Below are 22,361 nucleotides of genomic sequence, written 5' to 3'. Positions count from 1 at the left end.
CAAGGGGTGCGGTACACATGATCCAACCCCAGTGCCAGCAGGACCCGCCAACTGAGAAAGCCAAAGAGGGCAGGGTCTTCGGGATAATTGGTTTGATAGAAGCTGAGGGATTGCCCCTGCTCAATCACGGTGCCAGCCATACTGGCGATCGCAATCCCCAGTAACAGGAGAATAGCGAGGCGCAGATCGCCAAGGAGAGCAAGAACACGGCGAAACACAGGGGCATTCATCTTAAGAGTTGCGTTACAGTGGCCAATTCACCCAGTCTTGGGGCTTCAAAAAGGTGGTGTACAGTTCCGCTTCGCGGCTATGGGGTTCCGGGCTATAGCCATATTCCCAGCGCACCAGGGGGGGCAAGGACATCAAAATGGACTCGGTGCGGCCATTGGTTTGTAGGCCGAAGATCGTGCCGCGGTCATAGACAAGGTTAAATTCCACATAGCGCCCGCGCCGATAGAGCTGGAATTGCCGCTCGCGATCGCCATACTCGAGGTGGCGCCGCCGTTCCACAATCGGTAGGTAGGCCTCAAGAAAGGCTTGGCCACAGCTTTGCACAAAAGCAAAGAGGTCTTCCCACGAACGAGGGCCAATCGAACCAACCTCTCGGCTATAGCGAGCCGCCTCACCGTTGGGATCAGAGCCGCGGTATAGCTCGCGATCGCTGCTGTCTTGATAATCAAAGAAAATGCCCCCCACACCGCGGGTTTCGCCGCGATGCTTGAGGTAGAAGTACTCATCACACCAGCGCTTGAACACGGGATAGTACTCAGGGTGGTGGCGATCGCAGGCCGCTTTGTGCACCTGATGGAAGTGTTTAGCATCCTCAGCAAAGGGGTAGTAGGGGGTCAAATCCGCCCCACCGCCAAACCACCACACCGGCCCGGCTTCAAAGTAGCGGTAGTTCAAATGCACCGTTGGCACATAGGGATTGCGGGGATGGAGCACCATGGAAGTGCCCGTGGCATAGAAGCCATGACCTGCCGCCTCTGGCCGCTGCGCCAAGATGGAGGGCGGCAACTGCTCCCCCCACACCTCCGAGAAATTAACGCCCCCCTGTTCCAGAAGCTGGCCATTTTTCATCACCCGCGAGCGCCCGCCGCCCCCTTCAGGACGTTGCCAACTGTCCTCTTGAAACTGGGCACCGCCATCGGCAGCTTCCAAGGCCTGGCAAATCTGATCCTGTAAATCCTTGAGAAACGTAGCCACCCGTTGACGTGAGTCATTCGGCACAGCAGTGGTCGCAGAAGTTGCAGCAGTCATGGTAAATATCGAAATCCTAGTAAACGGTCTTGAGGGTCAAAAGTCGCTTGCAAGCGTGTCTAGGCTTTATTGTACTGTTCTGCCAGCACCTGGGCGAACTTGGCGGCAAGGGCAGCCACCCACTGTTCATCCTGCTTGGTATAGCTGCGCGGCGCATTGGTGCCTAGAATCATCACGGTTTGCTCATCCACGGGTTGGCAGATTACCCCTTGGATATTGGGGGGCAAATAGTCAAATTCAATGCGACCAGGGTAAAGGGCCAGATTCACTAAATAGATGGGGCGTTGGGTTTGTAGGGCACGCTGCACAATTGGGCCGGGGGTACTCATTGGGTTTGGGCCGAGAATGCCGCGCCGCAAAAGGGGGCGATCGCGCCGCCAAATGACGATCGACTTTGTAGGTGTATTCGTCAGCAATGTATAGGAAAGCCAGGCCAGTTCTGTTTTCAGGGCAGGCTCCAGATCAGCGGCCAGTTCAAAGCCCTCTTCCCCTTCAAGGATCACCGCTTCCGGGGGACGGGGCTGCACCTGCTGCCAAATCAACGTCGTTAAAATCAAGACTGCTGCTAGGATCACCCCGACAACATCGGCGCGTGCTTGGGAAGGGGTCAGCAGCGGCGTCAAGAGACGATTGAGCAGGAGCAGGGTGCCCCCCAGAATCCCCGTTGCCAGGGGCAGATAGCGCAGGAATTGATTGTTCATCACAATCTTGAAAAATGGCCCGACAGTCACTGTATCTATTCTCTGTTAGTCTAATCTTGCGGTGGGAAGAGTAAATGGCACCATGCCAAGATCAGGGTTCGCAGGCCTCAGGCGGGGGGCGATCGCCCTTTTGGAACTGGTGAGCTTTAGCCTTTTAGACCCTCTCCCCTTGGCCCTTGGCGGTGCACCGCCGGCCATTCTCGCCAGTCCTAGGGCTGCCCCCTTGCACCTAGAAATCAGTCTCTCGCGGCGGCAACTAACCCTCTATCGCGGCCAGACCCCCCTGCGCCGCTATCCCGTGGCCGTTGGCCGACCGGGGTGGGAAACCCCTGTGGGCACATTTCAAGTGCGGCAGATGATTCGCGATCCCGCCTGGAAAAATCCCTTTACCGGTGTCGTGATTGCCGGCGGCCATTCTCAAAATCCCTTGGGACGGCGTTGGATTGGCTTTTGGAGTGATGGCAAAAATTGGGTTGGGCTGCATGGTACCCCCAATCCTGAGTCTGTGGGTCAGGCGGTCTCCCACGGCTGCGTGCGCATGTACAACCACGACATAGAGGAGCTGTTTGAGAAAGTGCATCTGGGTGTGCCTGTGATTGTAGTGCGCTAAAAAGGGACAACAAGGGCTGCGCCAAAAAAGACGACAGCGATCGCGTCCACCAAGCCATGGAGGATGACCCCTGCCCAGAGGCGCTGGGTACAGGCAAAGGTGTAGCAGTAAAAAAGGGAGGCCAAGGTTGCCATAAGGACATACACCCCTCGGTAAACCGCAAGGGGCAGTTGAATATGGGCGTTCGGTTCATTCCCCATATGGACAATGCCAAAAACCAGAGAGCAAATGAGAATGGCTCCCCAAGCAATGACCGCCGCAGGTTGGCGATCGCCCCCAGCTTGCTGCAACAGATCCCGCAGGAAAATCATCAAACCACTGCGAAAGAGTACCTCTTCAAAAATGCCCACCCGCATAGCAAAGAGGGTTACATAGACAAACACCTCCAGCGGCGAGGGGGTGAGGTTAAATTGCCCTAGGGGCAAAAACCCCAAGAGACTCCCCAAGGGCACCAGAGTCAGCAAGGCGGCCAAAAACATGCCCCCCAGTAAACGCGCATCGCGCCAGCGCGGTTCAAAGCTATAGCCAAAGTGCGATCGCCCCAACCCCGTGCCAAAAATAACCACTAAGATGAAGAGTTGCACCGCCACAAAAGGGCCAAAGCGAAAGTAGGGTGTTGAGAACCAATAGAGGCTAAAAAGCGAGACCGCAATTAGGGGAATGTCGTGTAGTCCCAATCCCGTGGGGGTCACCCGTGGGGGGTGTCGCCGCTGCCAATCGCCCCAAGCACACAGGAGCAGATAAATCGGCGTAATGATAAATCCTTCAGTGTAGTCTTTGGGAAATGCAGGCGAAATCAGCCCACTGTGGCTGAGCAATAGATAAAGCGCTGCGCCACCGATCCAACCCCACAGCACCGCCGTCGGCGTGGTTTGCTGCTGCAAGAGGAAAGGGACACGCACCATTGCCCAGACACCCGCGAGAAAGACCAGCAAATTCAGCGCCGGCTGATCGGCAAAGATCAAGTTTGTGAGAATCTGGTGCCAACGAAAGCGGGTGGCCGCTGGCAGGGCTAAGCCAATGCCAATGTACAGTCCTAAACTGAGCAGTAACCGTGCCTGCCAGCGTTGAGCCATCTTGGCAACATCACGCTGACCCCTTGCCCACCACAGCACGGGAAAGCCGCCAATGATCACGACAGCAGCGGCCTCCACCAGACTTGCGAGCCACGGCCAAGGGTTTGCAGCCAAATAATGGAGATAAAGGAATTGCGCTAAAAACCACAGCCCACAGGCAGCGATCGCCATCTGTTGCTCCCGTCTGGCAGAAAATCGGGGTAAGCGTAGAAAGGCTTGGGGCGCTTCGGCCAACCATTGACTAACAGTGGGTTTAGGCTGGCTGGTGAGGTTAGGCATCGGCATTCTAGAACCATGGCGATCGCAACTGCGGGCAGAGCGCTATAATCAAGGCTTATTCCCAGCCTGTGGGAATGGATCGAGACGCCTAGTTAATTTTTGCCTACCCCGCAACCGCATTTTGCCATGACCACCTCCACCCTTGATCGTGATCGGCTAAGCCAACAACTCAAAGATTTAGAAGCCAAAGCCTTGCAGGCGATCGCCGCAGCTAGTACCCTCGATACCCTAGAGCAACTGCGCGTTGCCTACCTAGGCAAAAAAGGGGAACTCTCCCAAATTCTCGCCCTGATGGGCAAATTGCCCCCTGGCGATCGCCCCACCATTGGTACTCTCGCCAACACCCTCAAGGAAAAACTGCTCCAGGAACTAGAAGCCCGCCGCGAAACCCTGAAAGCCGAAAAAATTGCCGCCCAACTGGCGGCTGAAAGCCTTGATGTCACCCTGCCAGGGGTCTATCGTCCCCAAGGACACATTCATCCCCTCAATAGCACCATTGACCGCATCCTCGATATCTTTGTTGGTCTCGGCTACACCGTTGCCAATGGCCCAGAGATGGAAACCGACTACTACAACTTTGAGGCGCTGAACACGCCCGCCGATCACCCGGCTCGCGACATGCAGGACACCTTTTACCTGCCCGATGGCAATCTGCTGCGCACCCATACCTCCTCGGTACAGATTCGCTACATGGAACTGAACGATCCCCCCATCCGCATTGTGGCTCCCGGTCGCTGTTACCGTCGGGATGCAGAGGATGCCACCCACGCAGCGGTGTTCCATCAGATTGAGATTTTAGCCGTGGATGAGGGGCTGACCTTTACCGACCTCAAGGGCACGGTCACGACGTTTCTGGCGGAACTCTTTGGTGATGTTCCCATCCGTTTCCGGGCGAGCTATTTCCCCTTTACGGAACCCTCGGCGGAGGTGGATGTGCAGTGGCAGGGACGCTGGCTAGAGGTGATGGGCTGTGGCATGGTGGATCCGGCTGTCCTCAAGAATGTCGGCTACGATCCAGAGGTCTATAGCGGTTTTGCCGCTGGGTTTGGCGTGGAGCGCTTTGCCATGGTGCTGCATCAAATTGATGACATTCGCCGCTTCTACACCAGCGACCTGCGCTTTCTACAGCAGTTTTAGGAGGCAGAGCCTTGGCGCAACCCCGTTTAGTGGCCATCCTCAATGGGAAGGGGGGCGTGGGCAAAACCACCACTGCGATTAATTTAGCCGCTACCTATGCTGAGCAGTACAAAGTGCTGTTGGTGGACACCGATCCCCAAGCCTCGGCGACGTGGTGGTTTCAACGCAGTGGCCAGTCCATGGGCTTTGATCTGGCGCAGGAGGTGAACCCAAAACTCCTCAGCAAGGTGCGCCAACTCTCTGGCTATGACTTAATTGTTGTGGATACCCCTCCAGCTTTGGCCTCTAGCGCCCTTGGGGCGGTGGTGCCCATTGCCGATTACTTGGTGCTGCCCACCCCCCCTGCCCCCCTGGACCTTGCCGCTCTCATTGAAACCGTCAAGCAAGTGGTACAACCCTCCAAAGTCCCCCACCGTGTCCTGCTCACCCGCGTGGATCCCCGCTGCGTCAATGAAGCCCTCGAAGCCCAAAATACGCTCCTGCAGTTGGGAGTGGCAGCCTGTCATTCCTTTATTCGCGCCTACAAAGCCCATGAACGGGCGGCCCTTGCAGGAGTGCCCATTACCCAATGGAAGGGCAAACAGGCCAAGGAAGCCCAAGCGGATTACCGGCGTGTGGCTGAGGAGTTACAACGGGACTGGCGATAGGGCGATCGCCCCCAAGGTATCCAAAGTAACCAAAGAACTCAAGGCAGCCCTGTACTTTAGAATCGGGATCTGCACTCCAATGCCTTCTCCCATCCGCCATTTGTTGTGAATTGAGGTTAAACAGCGTGGACACAACCGTACTCAGCCAATACCGTCAGCACACCCAAGAACGAGCTGCCCTAGGTATTCCCCCCTTGCCCCTGACGGCAGCGCAAACGTCAGCGGTCTGTGATCTACTGCAACACCCGCCCGCCGCAGAGGAAGACTATCTGCTGCACCTGATTCGCGATCGCGTGCCCCCCGGTGTGGATGAAGCAGCCTACATTAAAGCGGGCTTCTTGACAGCGATCGCCAAGGGGGAACTCAGCAGTCCCCTCATTACCCCCGTGGCAGCGGTGGAACTCCTAGGGACAATGCTGGGGGGGTACAACGTTCAATCCCTCATTGAGCTGCTACGTCACGAGAACCCAGAACTGGCTGCGGCAGCGGCCAAGGCCCTGAGTCATACCCTCTTGGTCTATGATGCCTTTCACGATGTCCAAGACCTGATGCACCAAGGGAACACCTATGCCCGTCAAGTGATGGAATCTTGGGCTAATGGTGACTGGTTTACCTGCCGCGAACCCCTCCCCGAAGCCATTACTGTCACCGTCTTCAAGGTGGCGGGGGAAACCACTACCGATGATCTTTCCCCTGCCCCCCATGCCACCACCCGCCCCGACATTCCCCTGCACGCCACGGTAATGCTAGAAAGTCGCTTGCCGGGGGCACTGCAAATCATGGCTGAGCTGAAGCAGAAGGGCTACCCCCTGGCCTATGTGGGGGATGTGGTGGGCACTGGTTCCTCCCGCAAGTCCGCCACCAACTCCGTGATTTGGCACATTGGTTGCGACATTCCCTACGTTCCCAACAAGCGTAGAGGGGGCGTCTGTCTTGGTGGCAAAATTGCCCCCATTTTCTTTAACACCATGGAGGACGCCGGCGCCCTCCCCATTGAGTGCGATGTTACCCAAATGAATATGGGGGATGTAATCACGATCTACCCCTACCGCGGCGAAATCACCAACGCAGCAGGAGAAGTCATCAGTTGCTTTAGCCTTAAGCCTGCTACCCTCTTGGATGAGGTGCGCGCCGGCGGTCGGATTACTTTGCTCATTGGCCGTACCCTCACTGACAAAGCGCGGACTGCCCTTGGCCTAGAACCCAGCCCCCTCTTTACTCGTCCCAAGCCCCCCGTTGAGAGCAACAAAGGCTACACCTTGGCGCAAAAAATTGTCGGTAAAGCCTGTGGTCTCCGCGGCGTCCGCCCCGGCACCTACTGTGAACCCGTGATAACGACCGTTGGCTCCCAGGATACCACAGGTCCGATGACCCGCGATGAACTCAAGGAGCTGGCCTGCCTTGGCTTTGGTGCAGACTTGGTGTTGCAAAGTTTCTGCCATACGGCGGCCTATCCCAAGCCCGTGGACATTAAAACCCACAAAGAACTGCCCGACTTTATCACCTCACGGGGAGGAGTGTCCCTGCGACCGGGGGATGGCATTATCCACTCGTGGCTCAACCGCATGCTGCTGCCCGATACCGTGGGCACGGGGGGTGATTCCCATACGCGCTTTCCCTTGGGCATTTCATTTCCAGCGGGGTCTGGCTTGGTGGCCTTTGCGGCGGCCTTGGGGGTGATGCCGTTGGATATGCCGGAGTCGGTACTGGTGCGCTTCAAAGGTTCACTGCAACCGGGGGTAACGCTGCGGGATATTGTCCATGCTATTCCCTATGTGGCCATTCAGCAGGGCAAGCTTACGGTAGCCAAGGAGAATAAAAAGAATGTTTTCTCTGGGCGGATCATCGAGATGGAAGGGCTGCCGGACTTGCAACTGGAGCAGGCCTTTGAATTGACCGACGCCACAGCGGAGCGATCGGCGGCAGCATGTACCATTCAGCTGAGTCAAGAAACCGTGGCCACCTACCTGCGATCCAATGTGGCACTCCTCAAGAACATGGTGGCGCGGGGCTACGGCGATGCTCGTACTCTCCTACGGCGGGTGAAAAAGATGGAGGCATGGCTGGCCAATCCCAGTCTCCTGTCGGCGGATGCGGATGCCGAATATGCCGATGTCATTGAGGTGGATTTAGACCAGATCAAAGAACCCCTCGTCGCCGCCCCCAATGACCCCGACAATATCAAAACCCTCTCCGAATGTGCGGGCGACCCCGTGCAGGAGGTCTTTATTGGCTCCTGTATGACCAATATCGGCCACTACCGTGCCGCAGCCAAGGTGCTTGAAGGGGAAGGAGCGGTAAAGGTACGCCTCTGGATTGCCCCCCCCACCCGCATGGATGAGCAGCAGTTGCGCGAAGAGGGCTACTACAGTATTTTTGCTGCTGCTGGGGCGCGCATGGAGATGCCAGGGTGCTCTTTGTGTATGGGCAATCAAGCCCGTGTTGCAGATAATACGACGGTTTTCTCCACCTCCACACGGAACTTCAATAACCGGATGGGCAAAGGAGCACGGGTCTATCTTGGATCCGCAGAGTTGGCAGCCGTCTGTGCCCTCTTGGGGCGCATTCCCACCCGCGAGGAGTATCTAGAAATCGTGACGCGGAAAATTGATCCTTTTGCCGCAGATCTCTATCGCTACCTCTACTTTGATCAAATCCCCGACTACGAAAATCAAGGCCGTCTCATCTCCAAAGAGGAGGAGGCCAAGCTATGGGCCAGTATCGGTGGCTAACCGCCGGCCGGGTGGGGAGGCAGCAGCGCGATCGCGCTTAAACCCAAGAACAAAAATGCCGCGCCTGTCTCCAGCAGGGCCACGTTTTGTATGGCGGTGGTCTTGTACCAATCCCGTTGCCAGGCAATCAGGCCGAATTTCAGGATTGCCCCAGAAAAGGCGATCGCCACCCAACCGCCTAACCAACCCAGCCAGCAAAGGCCAGCAATGAGGAGACCGGCCAAGGCATGATAAACCACTGCGGCCGGCCAAGAGGTGTCTTGCAGCTTACGCAGCTTGACCGTAAAAATGGCACTGCCAAAGAAAAGGGTATTCAGCAGCCACAGCCCAAGGAGGGAAACATCGGCTGTTGCGGTTGTCGCGATCGCTGTTAGGGGAGCAACCAGACACACGCCGGCAAAGGTGAGTAACTCATTCCAGATGGCTTTGCGCTGCCGATAAAAGACGGCAATACTATCAATGGCAAAGATGGCGATCGCCCCCAAGTAAATCCAAAGTAATAGAGGCACTTGCCAGTAAAGATAAAAAGCAATGCCAAGGGCGAGGGCGCTATAGAAACTTCCCCACACCAGAAGGCGCGGTTGCCAACGCCGCCGTTGCTTCATTTGGAGCGTCAAGGGGTGCTCCGCCTGAAAGGCACTGAAAGCGCACACCAATGCCAGCGTTGTTGTCCAAGTCCACCGTTGGGCGGCTGCCACTCCCGTCAGAAACGCCACCAGCAGCATGACATAGACCCCATGCTCCGGCGAGAAGGTTGGCAGATACCACGGTTTGCCGCTCCTTGGCGGGGGTGCCGGTTTAGACAACGGTTGCGATTCTCCAAGGTTCATGGTCTAAATCAACCCTCCTAAGCGAATTCCTGTCCCTACGACGGCAAGCAGGACAGCAAGAACCGTGACACCCACAATGTGCAGCCCCAGCCAAGGCAGGGTTGTGGCGGTCAGTTTTGGGAGAATTAGCAGCCGCGCCTGCACCGCCAGGGCAAGGGTTGCCAGCAAAGCTCCCAGCTTGATCACAACATACTGCGCCACTACAGAGCGCGGTGGCCACAGGTCCTCCAGTTGGGGAAAATAAATGAGGGTCAGCCCCACACCGGTCACCACCTGCACCAGCAGCGCTGCCAAACCCAATTTTTCAAAAGGCTCCTCAAACCGTCGGATGGGTTCCGCACTTTGCTGTTTGAGGGCAGGGGGCAGAATGGTCAGGGCAAGAATCAGGTGCCCTCCCACCCAAACCGTTGCCCCGAGGGTATGGAAAATCACAAGAAGTTTGAACAGCATGGCTGCCCTCAGAGGTCGGCGATCGCCCTCGGAAAGAGGAGATTATTTTCTTTGTGGATATGCTGATGCAAGTCTTGCTCCAGCCTCAAAAGGCCGGCCAACAGTGCGCGGTAGGTATTGCACGCCCACGCAGGAGGGGTAAAGTCATCGGTCAGCCGCCGCAGTTGGGCTAGGGCAGCTCCGGTCTTTTGGTGTTCCTGTTCCATACAGGCGATCGGGGCTTGGATGAAAGACCTCAGGGTGCTGTTGGGGTCGGCCTCTAGTTGGCGCAGCAGGGGAAACAAAATCTGTTCCTCCTTTTGCAAATGGGCTTGCAGCTCTGCGGCTAAGGCGGCTACACAGGATTGCAGTTGCCCCAAACGAGCATCCTTGTGCCCGTGGGCAGCCACCACTTGGGCAACCCGCGCTTCGAGATGGGGAAGCTCCTGATGCAAATAGGCATGGTGCACCGTCTCAATGTGGTCAATCAGCGACGTCAGGGAGTCATAGGCAACCTCCATTGACGCTACAGGGGCGGTTTCTAAGGCAGCTTCTAACTCCTGTAGAAACCCTTGCGGATCAATGCCCTGCTGCGCACAGGCTTCAGCAAGGGTTTGGCGCCCCCCACAGCAGTAGTCAATGCGTGCCCGTTCAAACAATGTCGCCAAAGCAGGGTGGTCTCGCACCAAGGTGCCCATGGTCTCCGTCAGACGTAACTGAGTCGTCATAGGGGTAACCTCCAACGGTAAGGTCAACGTCAATTTCCAAGGGGTTGGGCAGCGGGGGATACAGTTGCCGTCGGTTCTCGCCAAATCCCAAAGAGTGCCCGTGCCACTGCGTAAATGAGCAACCCTGCCCCAACCGCAAAGATCACATCACCGGGAATCCGCAGCCAAACCGTCCACTGCATCCAAGGGGAGTGAATGACGGCGGCACTGCGGGCATACCAAGTACCGTGGTTAATGGACTGCACAAGCTGATAAAATCCGTTGGGAATCAGACCCAGCCCCAACATGGCTACCAACCCCCCGTTTAGCCACCAAAAGGCGCGGTTGAGGGTTGTTTCGTCCCAGGCGGTTTCCGGTGTGATTTCCCGCAAAACAAACAGCATTAGGGCGATCGCCAGGGAGCCATATACCCCATACAGCGCCGCGTGGGCATGAATGGGGGTTGTATTTAAGCCTTGAGAATAGTAGAGAACAATCGGCGGATTGATCAAAAACCCAAAGACCCCTGCCCCCACCAAATTCCAAAAACAGGTAGCAATGAAAAAACGCAGGGGCAGCCGATAAAACCCTTGGGCTTCTTGGGAAAGCTTAAGTGACTTCACCACCTCAAAGCCGATGAGTGTCAAGGGAACCACCTCCAAGGCAGAGGCCACAGCCCCCAAGGCGCTGATAAAGACCGGTGTACCGGCAAAGTAAAGGTGATGCAGGGTACCGATGACGCCACTGCCAAGATAGAGAATGGTCGTGAGATAGCTGGCGCGCAGCGCAGCGGAGCGCTTGAGAAAACCCAGTTCACTGCACAGGTAAGCGATCGCGACGGTGGCAAAGACCTCAAAGAAGCCCTCCACCCAGAGATGGACAACCCACCAGCGCCAATACTCGGCCACACTCAAGGGAGTCTGATTCGTGTACATCAGCCCTGCCCCGTAGAACAGGGGAATAGTGATGGCGCTGTAAAGGAAAAAATGATTGAGACCGGTTTTCCTTCCCTCGGCTTTAAGGGCCGGTCGCAGAGCGCGGAACATTAACCAAAGCCACAGGACCATACCCGCGATGAGCAAAAGTTGCCATAGTCGCCCTAGCTCCACATACTCATAACCTTGATGTCCAAACCAAAAACTCTGGGAGCCAAGATATCCCTGAATCCCTGCCCATGTGCCTACCAAGGAGCCGATCACCACAATGGTCAGAGCCAGCAGCAGACTACCGTTGCCCCAAACCTGAAACTTGGGTTCGTGGTGGGCAAAGCGCGGGCCAAAATAAAGACCGGCAGCCAACCAACAGGTGGCAATCCAAAAGACGGCCAGTTGCAAGTGCCATGTTCGTGAGGCAGCATAGGGAAGATACTGCTGAATCGGAATTCCATAAAATCCATCCCCCTCAACGGCGTAGTGGGCAGTCACCATCCCCATCAAAATCTGCACCAAGAACAGGGCCATGGCTACCCCAAAGAAGAGGGTGGCCACTTTTTGGCTGGGGGTTGCCAGACGAATTGCCGGGCGCTCGGTTACAGGTTGAACCGCATCTTCCTCTTGAGTGAGATAGACAAAAAGAAAGAGGGCGATCGCCGCAATTAAGACCACCACGGAAACAATTGACCAGATGACAAACTGCCCCGGTGGTTGGTTGCCCACCAAGGGATCATAGGGAAAGTTGGCCGTATAGGAAAACGGCGACAAAGGACGGGTGGCCACCGCCGCCCACGCTGTCCAGACAAAGAAAGCTGTAACAGCATGGATCTCTTCTGCATCCGTAAACCAATGGCGGGGAATAGAGTGAGCCGCAGAGCCTTGGGAGAGCAGGTTTTGGTAGTCCCGAAAGACCTTTTGCAGTCCTTGGCTTTGGGCATGGGTGAGCACAAGCACTCCCGTTTCCGGGTTGTAGCGGTTCGGTTTGAATTGCTCTTGAACCTGGACTTGCAGTTGAGCGCGATCGGCCTCGGATAACGCTTGCCAATCTGCTTCCTCAAACTCAGGATGACCATTGAGCAAGACCCCGGCGGTGGCAAGCCCCCAGCGGTGCAATACATCGGCCGTCCAATCGGGAGCAAGATAACTGCCATGCCCCCAAATACTGCCAATGTGCTGCCCTCCCCGTGCCAAATACAGTTCCTGACCCCGCTGAATCGTTGCGCGATCTAGCAGAACTTCCTGTTGTGGCGATACGATCGTAGCCGGCAGCGGGGGAGCATTCTTGTAAATCACTGCGCCGGCGGTGAGGAGAACGGAGAAGGTGACCACACAGACAAACACTAACCAAGCAGGCAGTGTCCAGCCCCGCGATCGCGCCGCCGGTTGCAGCGCTTTGGTAGGATTGAAGGACAAATTCACCATGGTAGGATTCTCCAAGCAGTATCCTTAAGCTCTTAAGTTACGGGGGGGCTGAAGCGTAGGGCTTTGACCTAAGTCAAAAGAAACCTTGAGAAATCCTTAACTTTGCCTATGGGTCAGGAAAGGGATATTGAGCCGTGCCTGCGCCAGTCGCTCATGTTTGGCGAACTTTCCACAGCACAGTTAGCGCAATTGGCTGCAATTGCTGAGCTACAGGTTTGGCAACGGCAGCACATCATTTTCCGCAAAGGAGATCTGGCTCCGGGGTTTTTTGTTGTCAAAACCGGACGGGTCAAAGTCTTCAATCTTTCGACAGCAGGAAAAGAACAAATCCTGCACATCTGTGAAGCCGGAGATAGCTTTGCTGAGGTGACCGCCTTTGACCACCAGCCCTATCCTGCCTTTGCCCAGGCGCTTGATGATGTTGAATTGGTATTTTTTCCGCGGTCAGCTTTTTTAGGGCTACTGCATCGAGAGCCTGCCCTTGCCGTTCATCTTTTAGCTGGCTTTGCCAAGCGCCTGCGGCATCTGGTCAGCTTAGTAGAAACTCTTTCCTTCAAACAGGTGCCCCAACGGCTGGCGGCCTATTTGCTGCAACTTGTCCCTCGCGATCGCTCCGACACGGTCACGCTGAACCTAACAAAAACTGAGTTAGCTGCCCTCTTGGGCACAATTCCTGCGACCTTATCCCGTGCCTTTTATGAGCTGAGCCTCCAGGGAATCATCAGTGTCAATGGGGCGGAAATTACGATTTGCGATCGCCAGCAGCTGCAAAGGATTAGCGAAGAATAATATCTTGAGCCTCAAGCAAGGGAGCCTCGGCGGTCTCAACTCGCCTAGAGTGCGTGAGCAAGGGAAATTCCCCCTTCAAGACACAGAAATCCCCCAACAGGTGTGCCCAGCCAATAAAACCACGCCAGCCGCGAGTAGCCTTGGCAGCGCAGGTTCGAGACTTCGAGGATAAACGTGGAAAAGGTGGTCAAAGACCCTAAAAAACCCACGGTAAGCCCATAGGTCAGCCACAGTGGTGCCCCCCAGCGGCCTAAAACGTGGCTCAAAAAGCCCATGAGAAAGGCACCGCTGAGATTCACACTCAAGGTACCGAAGACGAGGGTGCCAAAGCGGCGATCGCTCCACAGGCCGATGTAGTAGCGTATCAAAGCGCCGGGCACAGCGCCAATGGCGATCGCCAACAGTCCCTCAGGCCAGATCATCCCATTTCTCCCAATAGGCCAATCCCCATAGGACTAGGCGGCTTCCCACCTCTAGGGCGAGTAATCCCAGCCCCATACTGCCTAGCCAGTAAAAGCCCTCGATTGCCCCATCCCTGATCCCCAGTAACTTGTCGTTATCCAACTCATAGGATGAAAAGGTTGTGTAGGAACCGATCAACCCCGTTGTCAATAGCAAGCGCAAATCGGGGTGTAGGACAAACGTGCGGGCAAAGGCAAGGGGGGCAATCCCCCCCAGCAAAAAGCAGCCGCTGACATTCACGATCAACGTGGCAAAGGGCAAATTGCCGGCAAGATGGGGTTCCAAATAGGCCGCCAGTAAGAAGCGGCCCAAGGCACCGGGGATGGCCCCAAGACTAACGGCTAGGGCAGGGCGCAAGCGAGAATGAATCGAGATCACAAGCGTGGCTCCTCCACAATCAGCACTGGTCGCGTTGATGCCTCAAGAACACTCTGGCACACAGACCCCATGAGCACTCGCTGCCAGCCCCCTTGGCCATGTTTGCCAAGGATAATCTCAGTGACGTTGTAGAGCGTAGCAGTCTCCAAAATTGCTTGCGGAATCGGGCCAGCACTCACAATGAAACGATAGCGAATATCCGCAAGGTACTGCTTGACTTGGTCCTTGAGGGCGGCGATCGCCTTGGGTTGTGGCAGGTCTTGGACATGGAGCACAATCACTTCTGCATCGGCTCGCCGCGCCAATTCCGCCGCCTTTTGCAGGACATAGGGGGTGACGCTGGAGAAATCCACGGCGGCCAAGAGCACAACCCGAGGTTGCAGCAGGACTTTGGTGGCATCCACCTCTCCCTTTTGCAGCAGTTTCGGCGCAAATGTGGGAATGGCCCATGCCCCCAGGGGAGCTGTAATCAAGATCGCAAGGAGGGCGATCGCCAGCATCGTGTCACCCCCTGCTACCCCTGCAGACAGAGGCAACGCCCCGATCGCCGCCTGCACAGTGGCCTTTGCCGAATTCCCCGCCAGCAAAAAGAGGCGTTCTGAGCGGGTCCAATTACTGCCAAGGGTGGCAAGGTACCAACCCATGCCGCGCCCAAGCACGGTGCCCACTGCCAAAATCACCAAGCCCACCCCAAGGGAACGTTGCAATACTCCCAACTGCACACTGGCGCCCAACAGTACAAAGAGGAAAATCTCCGCCACCTGCCACAGCACATCAAAGCCCCCCCGCAATTGACGGGCTAGGGGCGCATCCATCTCAATCAAGAAAAATCCTGCACTCATAACCGCCAAGTAGCCAGAAAACAGGGGCAGGCGCTCCGCCAAGCCCACCGCCCCCAAGGCCACAGCGGCTGCCACCAGCGTCGTCTGGACACGATTTTGACTCCAGTTTTGCTTGACCAACAAAAAGACCAGCGCCCTTGCCACGCCATACCCCACAATCACGCCACCCCCAATTTCAAGAAGTGCCTGCACACTCACCTCCAAGGCTGGCGGCAAAGCGCCTAGGAAGCTGCCCTCCTGTTCAGCTCCCATCAGCAAACTAAACAGCAACAGCACCACGACATCGGAAATGGCACTGCCGGAGAGAATGGCATCAGGAATGCCCTTGTCCACGCCCCAACCCAAACTTTTTAGTCGTAGCATCCCCGGCACAATCACGGCAGGAGACTCCGGCGCCACGATCGCCCCCAGCAGGAACCCCTGTCGTAGATTAAATCCCAGCAGGAGCATAGCCATTCCTGCCACCACAGCCATTTCACACAGGGCGGGTAAGACACCGAGGCGCAGGGCTACCGTACCCTGTTGCGCCAACTTCTGGCGGTCCAAGCCCAGCCCCGCCTTCATCAAAATCACCATTACCGCAACTGCTCGAAACGTGGGGGCTGCCCTTAGGACAGCGGCATGCAAGAGGTCTAAGCCCGCAGGTCCAAGGAGGATTCCCACAAGAATCATGCCGATCAACGGCGGTGCCCCTAGTCGCCGTGCCAACTGACCACCAAAGAACCCGAGCAGCAGAATCAGGGCAAGGGTCTCTAAAATGGCTGACATGAGTGCAAGCCTCACTGTGACACCGCCCCCTACCCTATCGAATGATCAGGTCAATGGCTAGTAGGGTCCTTGGCGATCGCTCCCAATCCCCTATATGCTCTCTATATGCTCTATAGTGCTTGGTTAGTGGCGCAGCATTGGGCAAAATGACGTATTGCTTGGGAATCCTCACCACCTCCGGTCTAGTCATGGCAGCAGACTCGCGCACCAATGCGGGGGTAGATTATATCTCCACCTATCAGAAACTCTTTGATTTTTCAGTGCCGGGGGAGCGGGTGATTGTCCTCTGTACTGCTGGCAATCTCTCAATTACGCAGGAAGTCCTGACCCTGATCCGCCGTGATCTCAAGGGGCAAGCCGAGCACAGTTTGAACTCCCTACCCACGATGTACGAGGTAGCCCGCTACGTCGGCAGTAAGCTGCGGGAAGTTACCGAAAGCCATCGCCCTTGGCTAGCCAAAGATAACATTGACTACCAGTGCACATTCCTAGTGGGGGGGCAAATTCGGGGCGAGGAACCCTACCTCTACCTCATCTACAGTCAGGGCAATTTTCTGCAGGCAACCCCCGAAACGCCCTTTCTGCAGATTGGGGAAACCAAATATGGCAAGCCAATCCTAGACCGCACGTTGCGCTTCGATACTCCGGTGGAGGCGGCAGCAAAGTACGCCCTGCTCTCCCTTGATTCGACAATGAAATCGAATATCTCCGTCGGTCCTCCCCTTGACCTGATCCTGTATCGGACAGATAGCTTTGAGATCCGTCACCGCGCCGAATTTGTCCTGGGGGATCCCTTCCTAACCAAGGTGCGGCAGTTCTGGGAGGCCTCCTTGCGGCGGGCTTTTGAGGAAATGCCGGACATAGAATGGAACCGCTGCCAGCCTTCTCCCACTTCTTCAATGGTGCTGCCAACCGCCGAAACACTGGTTACAGACTAGAACCTCCCCTATGCTACCTCCTTCCTTAGCGCAGCAAGTTGCAGTCCTCGGCCTTGGTCACATTCAGCGGCATTTATTCCTCTGTGCCGATCAAACAAAACCCCTCTGCTGTGAGAAGGCGGTGGGTTTAGAGGCATGGGAGTACTTAAAACGACGCCTCAAGGACTTGGGCTTGGATCAACCGCGCCCAGAGGGCTGTATTTTTCGGACCAAGGCCAATTGTCTGCGGGTGTGCCAACAGGGGCCGATTCTTGTGGTGTATCCCGAGGGCGTGTGGTATCACTCGGCAACCCCGGCGGTTATTGAGCGGGTGATTCAGGAGCATGTGCTGGGGGGGCGGATTGTCCAAGAGTATCTACTGGCGTCACCCTCGCCCGAAAGAGGAGGCGATCGCCCCACCAATAGCCCACATGGGTAATGCGCACAGGGGTACCTGCTGCTAAGGGGGCGTGATCGCTCTGGTGCTGATGCGGATCAAAGGGGACACAGTCTCCCACCTCACCCATCCTGTTGACCCCCCATTGTTCTAGAAGTTGAAACACCGGCTTGACAAGGGGCAAAATTCGTTGGGCGGGGGCAGTGGGGTTTTGGTGAGCAGCGTAGGCAGCAGTCGGCCAGAAACGCAGAAACGGCTCAAGAATCTGTAGGGCTTGGTGCTGGAGTGCCGCTTCAGAAACCGCTTCGCCATAGAACCATTGAAAGAATTCTGCGGGTCGCATCCCCAGCAGTTGGGCAAGGTGTTCTAAGGTCTCAAGGCGCAAGCGGTGTAGCTCGCCTAACCAAATGGCATTCGCTTGCTGTCGCGTGAAGCCTTGACGGCGCAGGTGACTTTTGCGGGTAATACCGGCCATGGCAAGGCGGGCTTGCAGACGCTGGCTCATGGTTCTAGACGCTGCCCTGTTCTGTGGTCAAAAAAGTGGAGATGCTGCGGATCAGGACGCAAATACAGGCGATCGCCCCGCTGAATCGGCTGTTGTCCTAGCAAGCGCACCCGCAACGTTTCTCCTGTGGCAGTGAGGTGAACCGTCAGCCCGGTTTCGTGGCCAAGGGCTTCTACGAGATCCACTTCCACGGCCAGTGTATTCGCCGCCTCAGGCGTTGCGAGCAGGAAATGCTCAGGCCGAATCCCCAACCATACCTTGGAGCCTGAGGGCAAGGGCTGGCGCAGGGACAACTGCCAACCGTGGTACTGAATCTTTCCGTCCTTGGGGGTTACGGCTAGGAAATTCATCGGCGGTGAGCCAATAAACTCGGCAACAAAGCGATTGGCGGGGCGTTGATACAGCTCAAGGGGCCTAGCAATCTGTTGAATTTGACCTTGATGGAGAACGACAATGCGATCGCCCATCGTCATCGCCTCCGTTTGATCGTGGGTCACATAGATGGTTGTGATGCCCAATTGCTGCTGAAGCTGAACAATTTGGGCACGGGTTTCCGTGCGCAGCTTGGCATCGAGGTTAGAGAGCGGTTCATCCATGAGAAAGACTTGGGGATTGCGTGCCATGGCGCGTCCAAGGGCGACCCGCTGCTTCTGGCCACCGGAAAGTTGTTTGGGATAGCGAGAGAGCAAATGAGCAATTTGCAACATCTCAGCAATCTGCATCACTCGCTGGTGAATGGCGCGTTCACGCGGGAAGGAGAGTTGCAAAGGCTTGGGGAGCGATCGCGTCCAGCGCGTTAATGCTGCTTCAAGGGGGGCAGGTAATCCCCCCTGCATTTGACTGGTGCGGCGCAAACCAAAGGCCAAGTTGTCATAGACCGTGAGGTGGGGATAGAGGGCATAGCTCTGAAAGACCATGGCAATGTCCCGTGCCTTGGGGGGTAAACCATTGACCACGCGATCCCCCACCCAAATGGTGCCTGTGGTGGGGTCATCCAAACCCGCAATCAGTCGCAGCAGCGTACTCTTGCCACACCCTGAAGGCCCCACTAGCACTAGAAACTCCCCCGCCTCGACCCTGAGATCAATATCCTTGAGCACCGTGACAGGCTGCCGGCGCTGAGGGTCGCGATAGACCTTGGTCAGTTGTTCAAGACGTACACCGCTCACGATCGCTGTTTGAGGGGGCTAGTTGGCTAGCATCCCACACGGGGACTCATCTGACAAGGCGCCTAGGCAAGGTGCAGCTTCAGTACCGACCGGGGCGCACGGCGGACGCGTGCCCGAATGGTTGGCAGTCCAAGGCGTTGACAGGCTTCGTAGCGATGACACCCCGAAAAGCCGTAGTATTCCCCTTCCACTTCAAGAACATCAATGGGTTCCTGTTGGCCAATTTCAGCCATTGAGGCCATCAACGCCGCTACTTTGGCAGGATCCGTTTGCCGAGGCAGAGGCCGACGAATGGCAGTGAGGGGCAAATCTAATACACGCATTGGCTTATCCAAACTCATTATGACTTTATTTTACCAGCCCCGCCGCCCTCAGCACCTCTGCTCCCTTGAATAGTTGCCTCACTTTGCGGTAAGACAGTAGGGGGCAGTATTTAGCCATTGAGAGCCATTGAGCCATCGGTTGTGCAGTTCACTTCAGGTTTTTTATGGGTTTGCAACGTCGTCGCTTCCTCACCCTTGCCGCCGCCGGTATAGGGGCAGCCCTCTTTCCCCAAGGATTACAGCTTCTCTATCAACGGGCAGCCTATGGTCAACCCCTCACTACTCGTGGCTTTGGCCCGCTGGTCAAAGACCCCAATGGCCTGTTGGATTTACCGGCGGGTTTTCAGTATCGCGTGTTCTCCAAATTGGGCGATCGCCTGAGTGATGGTACGCCGGTACCCACCTGTCACGATGGCATGGCCGCCTTCCTTGGCCCTGAGGGCACCACCATTCTTGTGCGCAACCATGAACTCTACCCTGCCCTGAGGGGAGTGTTTCAGGGGATTGAAAGTACAAAAGAAATCCAGTACGACCCCCTTGCTCCTGGCGGCACGACAACGCTGATCCTCAGCAAGGATCGTCGCCTTCTCAAGCACTATGTCTCCCTTGCTGGCACCTCCTGTAACTGTGGTGGGGGCAAGACCCCTTGGGGGAGTTGGATTAGTTGTGAAGAAACGGTTGCGACCCCAGCAAACCCCGGTTGGCGTGGTGCTGTGCAAAAGCGGCATGGCTATGCCTTTGAAGTCCCCATTGCCGCTTCTAGACCCGTGAAGCCCGTTCCCCTGAAAGCCATGGGTCGCTTTCAACGGGAGGCAATCGCCATTGATCCGCAGACGAATATCATTTACCAAACGGAGGATCGGGGGGATAGCCTCTTCTATCGCTTTATTCCCAAACAGGCGGGCAACCTTGCTGCCGGCGGCGAGCTACAAGCCCTCAAGATTAAAGGGGCGCCGAAACTCAACACTGCCGAAGGGTTTCCCCTGCGCAAGCCCTTTGAAGTGGAGTGGGTTTCCATTCCAGAGCCTGACCCTGCGACTGACACTGTCCGCTACCAGGGATATGAAAAGGGCGCAGCCCAGTTTGTCCGTGCTGAAGGCCTCTGCTACGCCAAGGGGGAGTTTTACTTTACAGCCACCAGCGGCGGCCGAAAACGCTTGGGGCAGGTTTGGCGTTATCGTCCCGGTCGTACCTCAGCCGATGGGGGGACGATTGAACTCTTTGTGGAGTCACCGGGCAAGGAGGTTCTGGATTATCCCGATAACTTGACAATGGCGCCTTGGGGAGATCTGCTTTGCTGTGAAGATGGCAATGATGGCACCAACCGCCTTGTCGGCATTACCCCCCAAGGACAGCTATACACTTTCGCCCGCAATGCCCTCAACAATCAAGAACTCGCAGGTATATGCTTCTCCCCCGATGGCCAGACCCTGTTTGTCAATCTCTACCACCCAGGGATGACCTTTGCCATTTGGGGGCCTTGGGATCGACGGGGCTAATGCTCATAGTAAAAGGGAGCCAAGGACGACCTGACTCCCTCCACCCTTTGCTACTGAGTCAACTCTGAGTCAACTCTGAGTCAACTCAACACTTTAACCCAAGGTCATTTCCACCTTAACTTAGCGCCACATGGGAGCGATCGTAGGTGGCACCAAACACGGGGTTGATTTTTCCTTGGATGTGGTTCCAGTAGTGGGCTACCGTCACCGGCATGCCGATCGCCTCTGCCATCCGCGCAAGAAGGGTTTGCTCACGGTTTTTAATCATCCCATGATGTGCCATGGCCAAGGAGCGAGCCATTTCGTTAACACTGGCTGTCATGGGCACAGAAGCCACATTATCGGCCAAGCGAGCCGCAGGCACACCGGCGGGCTGTTTGCCTTTTTGATACTTGACCCCGCGATAGGTCATGATTGTTAAGGAGTCTTCCGGCGGATTGGTTACCGCCGCCACCCGGTAGGTGTTACCGCGATACTTGGCTACAACGTCCGTTGCTTGGGTATTGATCGCTGGAGGAACGTAGTTGTATTGAACGCCGCGATAGGTCAGAGTAGTCATCGTCATCGCCCCACTTTGTATTACAAGATGGACTGGTTGAGGCGCGTTCCTTCGGGAGCTATTTCCCTACTTCCGTCCCTCGCAAGGGGAAAACGCTGATTCCTAAACTTCGTCTGAAAAGCGTTTACTGCGGTCTTGCGAGAGATGAACGATTTATTTCTGTATCTAATTTAACAATTTCTCGACCTTAAAGCAAGCTTTTCATAGAAATTTACAATACTCGGGTCAACACTTCCTTGGGAGGGTCATTGGCTAAGACAACAAAAAAGGCCAACCCAAAGGATTGACCCCATTGCATGATTTTTGAAGGTTTATCGAGGCGTGGCTCTAGCCCTCTGCTAGAGGATAAACACTCACGCGCTTGCGATTTTTGCCATAACGCTCAAACCTGACCACACCCGCGATTGTTGCAAAAAGAGTATCGTCACTACCACGACCAACATTGGCGCCGGGATGAAACTTCGTGCCCCGCTGCCGCACAAGAATGTGGCCGGCTTTTACTACTTCACCACCAAAGCGCTTGACACCGAGACGCTGGGCATTGGAGTCACGACCGTTGCGGGTACTACCTGTTCCTTTCTTGTGTGCCATGTTAACCTCCTAGGGATTCACCGTTGAGACGAATCTCGTTGATCATGATGCGGGTGAGTTCTTGGCGATGGCCTTGTTTTTTGCGGGTTTTCTTTTTCGGGCGCATTTTATAGACAATCACCTTGGGACCGCGCCGATGCTCCATCACCGTCCCCGCCACAACTGCACCTCTGACGTAGGGTTGACCTACGTGCACTTGGCTATCGGTTTGCACCAACAGCACCTGTTCTATATCAATTGTGCTTTCTGGCTCAAGGGGGAGCCGCTCTACATCGTAAAAGCGTCCGGGTTCGACCCGCAGTTGCTTACCACCAGTTTCAATGATTGCGTATGCCATAGAAACCAAAGGACTCCTTGCCGTGCAGGTGGGGAATTACCCGCTTGGAAACCTGTTCCGCGC

General features: G+C 56.0%; 25 protein-coding genes and 1 riboswitch. Of the genes, 8 read left to right on the top strand and 17 right to left on the bottom strand.

All coding sequences use genetic code 11. The features are described 5' to 3' along the window. The 3 genes from ACK4HN_RS03750 to ACK4HN_RS03740 form a co-directional block, all read right to left on the bottom strand. On the bottom strand, nucleotides 1-230 hold a 230-nt coding region (locus ACK4HN_RS03750), incomplete at its 3' end, for a cytochrome c biogenesis protein ResB (protein ID WP_409877255.1). A 13-nt stretch (nucleotides 231-243) separates the two neighbouring features. Further along, on the bottom strand, nucleotides 244-1,260 hold the full coding sequence (gene hemF / locus ACK4HN_RS03745; RefSeq protein WP_409870408.1) for an oxygen-dependent coproporphyrinogen oxidase: 1,017 nt from the start codon (nucleotides 1,258-1,260) through the stop codon (nucleotides 244-246). A gap of 59 nt (nucleotides 1,261-1,319) precedes the next feature. Further along, entirely contained in the window at nucleotides 1,320-1,961 is a 642-nt protein-coding gene (locus ACK4HN_RS03740) for a cofactor assembly of complex C subunit B (RefSeq protein ID WP_409870406.1), read from the bottom strand. Between the two features lie 82 nt (nucleotides 1,962-2,043). Here ACK4HN_RS03740 and ACK4HN_RS03735 point away from each other — a divergent pair, with 82 nt between their 5' ends. Beyond that, on the top strand, nucleotides 2,044-2,571 hold the full coding sequence (locus tag ACK4HN_RS03735; protein ID WP_409877254.1) for a L,D-transpeptidase: 528 nt from the start codon (nucleotides 2,044-2,046) through the stop codon (nucleotides 2,569-2,571). On the opposite strand, the gene ACK4HN_RS03730 is transcribed toward ACK4HN_RS03735, so the two are convergent. After that, entirely contained in the window at nucleotides 2,568-3,926 is a 1,359-nt protein-coding gene (locus ACK4HN_RS03730) for a CPBP family intramembrane glutamic endopeptidase (RefSeq protein ID WP_409877253.1), read from the bottom strand. The two genes, ACK4HN_RS03735 and ACK4HN_RS03730, sit on opposite strands and share 4 nt — an antisense overlap. Before the next feature lie 126 nt (nucleotides 3,927-4,052). Here ACK4HN_RS03730 and pheS point away from each other — a divergent pair, with 126 nt between their 5' ends. From pheS to acnB, 3 genes are all read left to right on the top strand, one after another. Then, nucleotides 4,053-5,063, top strand: a complete 1,011-nt coding sequence (gene pheS, locus ACK4HN_RS03725) for a phenylalanine--tRNA ligase subunit alpha (RefSeq protein ID WP_409869170.1) — start codon at nucleotides 4,053-4,055, stop codon at nucleotides 5,061-5,063. Between the two features lie 11 nt (nucleotides 5,064-5,074). Further along, complete coding sequence (locus ACK4HN_RS03720; protein ID WP_409851813.1) at nucleotides 5,075-5,710, top strand: ParA family protein; 636 nt, start codon at nucleotides 5,075-5,077, stop codon at nucleotides 5,708-5,710. A 125-nt stretch (nucleotides 5,711-5,835) separates the two neighbouring features. Further along, on the top strand, nucleotides 5,836-8,442 hold the full coding sequence (acnB, locus tag ACK4HN_RS03715; RefSeq protein ID WP_409877252.1) for a bifunctional aconitate hydratase 2/2-methylisocitrate dehydratase: 2,607 nt from the start codon (nucleotides 5,836-5,838) through the stop codon (nucleotides 8,440-8,442). On the opposite strand, the gene ACK4HN_RS03710 is transcribed toward acnB, so the two are convergent. The 4 genes from ACK4HN_RS03710 to ACK4HN_RS03695 are packed head-to-tail and all read right to left on the bottom strand — an operon-like array spanning nucleotide 8,439 to nucleotide 12,762. Then, entirely contained in the window at nucleotides 8,439-9,248 is an 810-nt protein-coding gene (locus ACK4HN_RS03710; protein ID WP_409873885.1) for a YwiC-like family protein, read from the bottom strand. The two genes, acnB and ACK4HN_RS03710, sit on opposite strands and share 4 nt — an antisense overlap. A gap of 27 nt (nucleotides 9,249-9,275) precedes the next feature. Further along, nucleotides 9,276-9,722: a CopD family protein gene (locus tag ACK4HN_RS03705; protein ID WP_409877251.1), complete on the bottom strand. Its 447-nt coding sequence runs from the start codon at nucleotides 9,720-9,722 to the stop codon at nucleotides 9,276-9,278. Nucleotides 9,723-9,730: 8 nt separating this feature from the next. Continuing rightward, complete coding sequence (ric, locus tag ACK4HN_RS03700; protein WP_409877250.1) at nucleotides 9,731-10,429, bottom strand: iron-sulfur cluster repair di-iron protein; 699 nt, start codon at nucleotides 10,427-10,429, stop codon at nucleotides 9,731-9,733. 29 nt (nucleotides 10,430-10,458) lie between these two features. Beyond that, nucleotides 10,459-12,762: a nitric-oxide reductase large subunit gene (locus ACK4HN_RS03695; protein ID WP_409877248.1), complete on the bottom strand. Its 2,304-nt coding sequence runs from the start codon at nucleotides 12,760-12,762 to the stop codon at nucleotides 10,459-10,461. A gap of 108 nt (nucleotides 12,763-12,870) precedes the next feature. Between ACK4HN_RS03695 and ACK4HN_RS03690 the strand changes: the two genes are divergently transcribed. Beyond that, nucleotides 12,871-13,551: a Crp/Fnr family transcriptional regulator gene (locus tag ACK4HN_RS03690; protein ID WP_409877247.1), complete on the top strand. Its 681-nt coding sequence runs from the start codon at nucleotides 12,871-12,873 to the stop codon at nucleotides 13,549-13,551. Between the two features lie 44 nt (nucleotides 13,552-13,595). On the opposite strand, the gene ACK4HN_RS03685 is transcribed toward ACK4HN_RS03690, so the two are convergent. The 3 genes from ACK4HN_RS03685 to ACK4HN_RS03675 are packed head-to-tail and all read right to left on the bottom strand — an operon-like array spanning nucleotide 13,596 to nucleotide 16,001. Further along, entirely contained in the window at nucleotides 13,596-13,973 is a 378-nt protein-coding gene (locus tag ACK4HN_RS03685; RefSeq protein WP_409877245.1) for a FluC/FEX family fluoride channel, read from the bottom strand. Further along, complete coding sequence (gene crcB / locus ACK4HN_RS03680; RefSeq protein ID WP_409877244.1) at nucleotides 13,960-14,391, bottom strand: fluoride efflux transporter CrcB; 432 nt, start codon at nucleotides 14,389-14,391, stop codon at nucleotides 13,960-13,962. Before crcB ends, ACK4HN_RS03685 begins: the two co-directional genes overlap by 14 nt. Beyond that, complete coding sequence (locus ACK4HN_RS03675) at nucleotides 14,388-16,001, bottom strand: cation:proton antiporter (protein ID WP_409869174.1); 1,614 nt, start codon at nucleotides 15,999-16,001, stop codon at nucleotides 14,388-14,390. Before ACK4HN_RS03675 ends, crcB begins: the two co-directional genes overlap by 4 nt. A gap of 146 nt (nucleotides 16,002-16,147) precedes the next feature. On the opposite strand from ACK4HN_RS03675, the gene ACK4HN_RS03670 reads away from it, so the two are divergent. Further along, entirely contained in the window at nucleotides 16,148-16,939 is a 792-nt protein-coding gene (locus ACK4HN_RS03670; protein ID WP_409869175.1) for a peptidase, read from the top strand. 10 nt (nucleotides 16,940-16,949) lie between these two features. Next, on the top strand, nucleotides 16,950-17,357 hold the full coding sequence (locus tag ACK4HN_RS03665; protein WP_409869176.1) for a (2Fe-2S) ferredoxin domain-containing protein: 408 nt from the start codon (nucleotides 16,950-16,952) through the stop codon (nucleotides 17,355-17,357). Here ACK4HN_RS03665 and ACK4HN_RS03660 read toward each other — a convergent pair. The 3 genes from ACK4HN_RS03660 to ACK4HN_RS03650 all read right to left on the bottom strand — a co-directional run bounded on the left by ACK4HN_RS03660 (nucleotide 17,239) and on the right by ACK4HN_RS03650 (nucleotide 19,312). Further along, nucleotides 17,239-17,820, bottom strand: a complete 582-nt coding sequence (locus ACK4HN_RS03660) for a helix-turn-helix domain-containing protein (protein ID WP_409869177.1) — start codon at nucleotides 17,818-17,820, stop codon at nucleotides 17,239-17,241. The genes ACK4HN_RS03665 and ACK4HN_RS03660 overlap by 119 nt on opposite strands. After that, complete coding sequence (locus ACK4HN_RS03655; protein ID WP_409869178.1) at nucleotides 17,817-18,989, bottom strand: ABC transporter ATP-binding protein; 1,173 nt, start codon at nucleotides 18,987-18,989, stop codon at nucleotides 17,817-17,819. Before ACK4HN_RS03655 ends, ACK4HN_RS03660 begins: the two co-directional genes overlap by 4 nt. 62 nt (nucleotides 18,990-19,051) lie before the next feature. Continuing rightward, on the bottom strand, nucleotides 19,052-19,312 hold the full coding sequence (locus ACK4HN_RS03650; protein ID WP_409851789.1) for a ParB N-terminal domain-containing protein: 261 nt from the start codon (nucleotides 19,310-19,312) through the stop codon (nucleotides 19,052-19,054). 164 nt (nucleotides 19,313-19,476) lie between these two features. Here ACK4HN_RS03650 and ACK4HN_RS03645 point away from each other — a divergent pair, with 164 nt between their 5' ends. Continuing rightward, nucleotides 19,477-20,811: an alkaline phosphatase PhoX gene (locus ACK4HN_RS03645; RefSeq protein WP_409869179.1), complete on the top strand. Its 1,335-nt coding sequence runs from the start codon at nucleotides 19,477-19,479 to the stop codon at nucleotides 20,809-20,811. A gap of 115 nt (nucleotides 20,812-20,926) precedes the next feature. Here ACK4HN_RS03645 and ACK4HN_RS03640 read toward each other — a convergent pair whose 3' ends face one another. The 3 genes from ACK4HN_RS03640 to rplU form a co-directional block, all read right to left on the bottom strand. Further along, complete coding sequence (locus tag ACK4HN_RS03640) at nucleotides 20,927-21,370, bottom strand: DUF4278 domain-containing protein (RefSeq protein WP_409869180.1); 444 nt, start codon at nucleotides 21,368-21,370, stop codon at nucleotides 20,927-20,929. A 40-nt stretch (nucleotides 21,371-21,410) separates the two neighbouring features. Continuing rightward, nucleotides 21,411-21,523, bottom strand: a riboswitch (Glutamine riboswitch). A gap of 174 nt (nucleotides 21,524-21,697) precedes the next feature. Continuing rightward, nucleotides 21,698-21,961 (bottom strand): 50S ribosomal protein L27, encoded by a 264-nt coding sequence (gene rpmA, locus ACK4HN_RS03635; protein ID WP_409852843.1) that lies wholly within the window; start codon nucleotides 21,959-21,961, stop codon nucleotides 21,698-21,700. Between the two features lies 1 nt (nucleotide 21,962). After that, nucleotides 21,963-22,298: a 50S ribosomal protein L21 gene (gene rplU, locus ACK4HN_RS03630; RefSeq protein ID WP_409852841.1), complete on the bottom strand. Its 336-nt coding sequence runs from the start codon at nucleotides 22,296-22,298 to the stop codon at nucleotides 21,963-21,965. Nucleotides 22,299-22,361: the final 63 nt, after the last annotated feature.

It is taken from the genome of Thermosynechococcus sp. (genome assembly GCF_046299655.1).
Taxonomy (GTDB): Bacteria; Cyanobacteriota; Cyanobacteriia; order Thermosynechococcales; family Thermosynechococcaceae; genus Thermosynechococcus.
The sequence above is the reverse complement of the archived record's forward strand: the minus strand, read 5'-3'. Positions and strand labels throughout refer to the sequence as shown.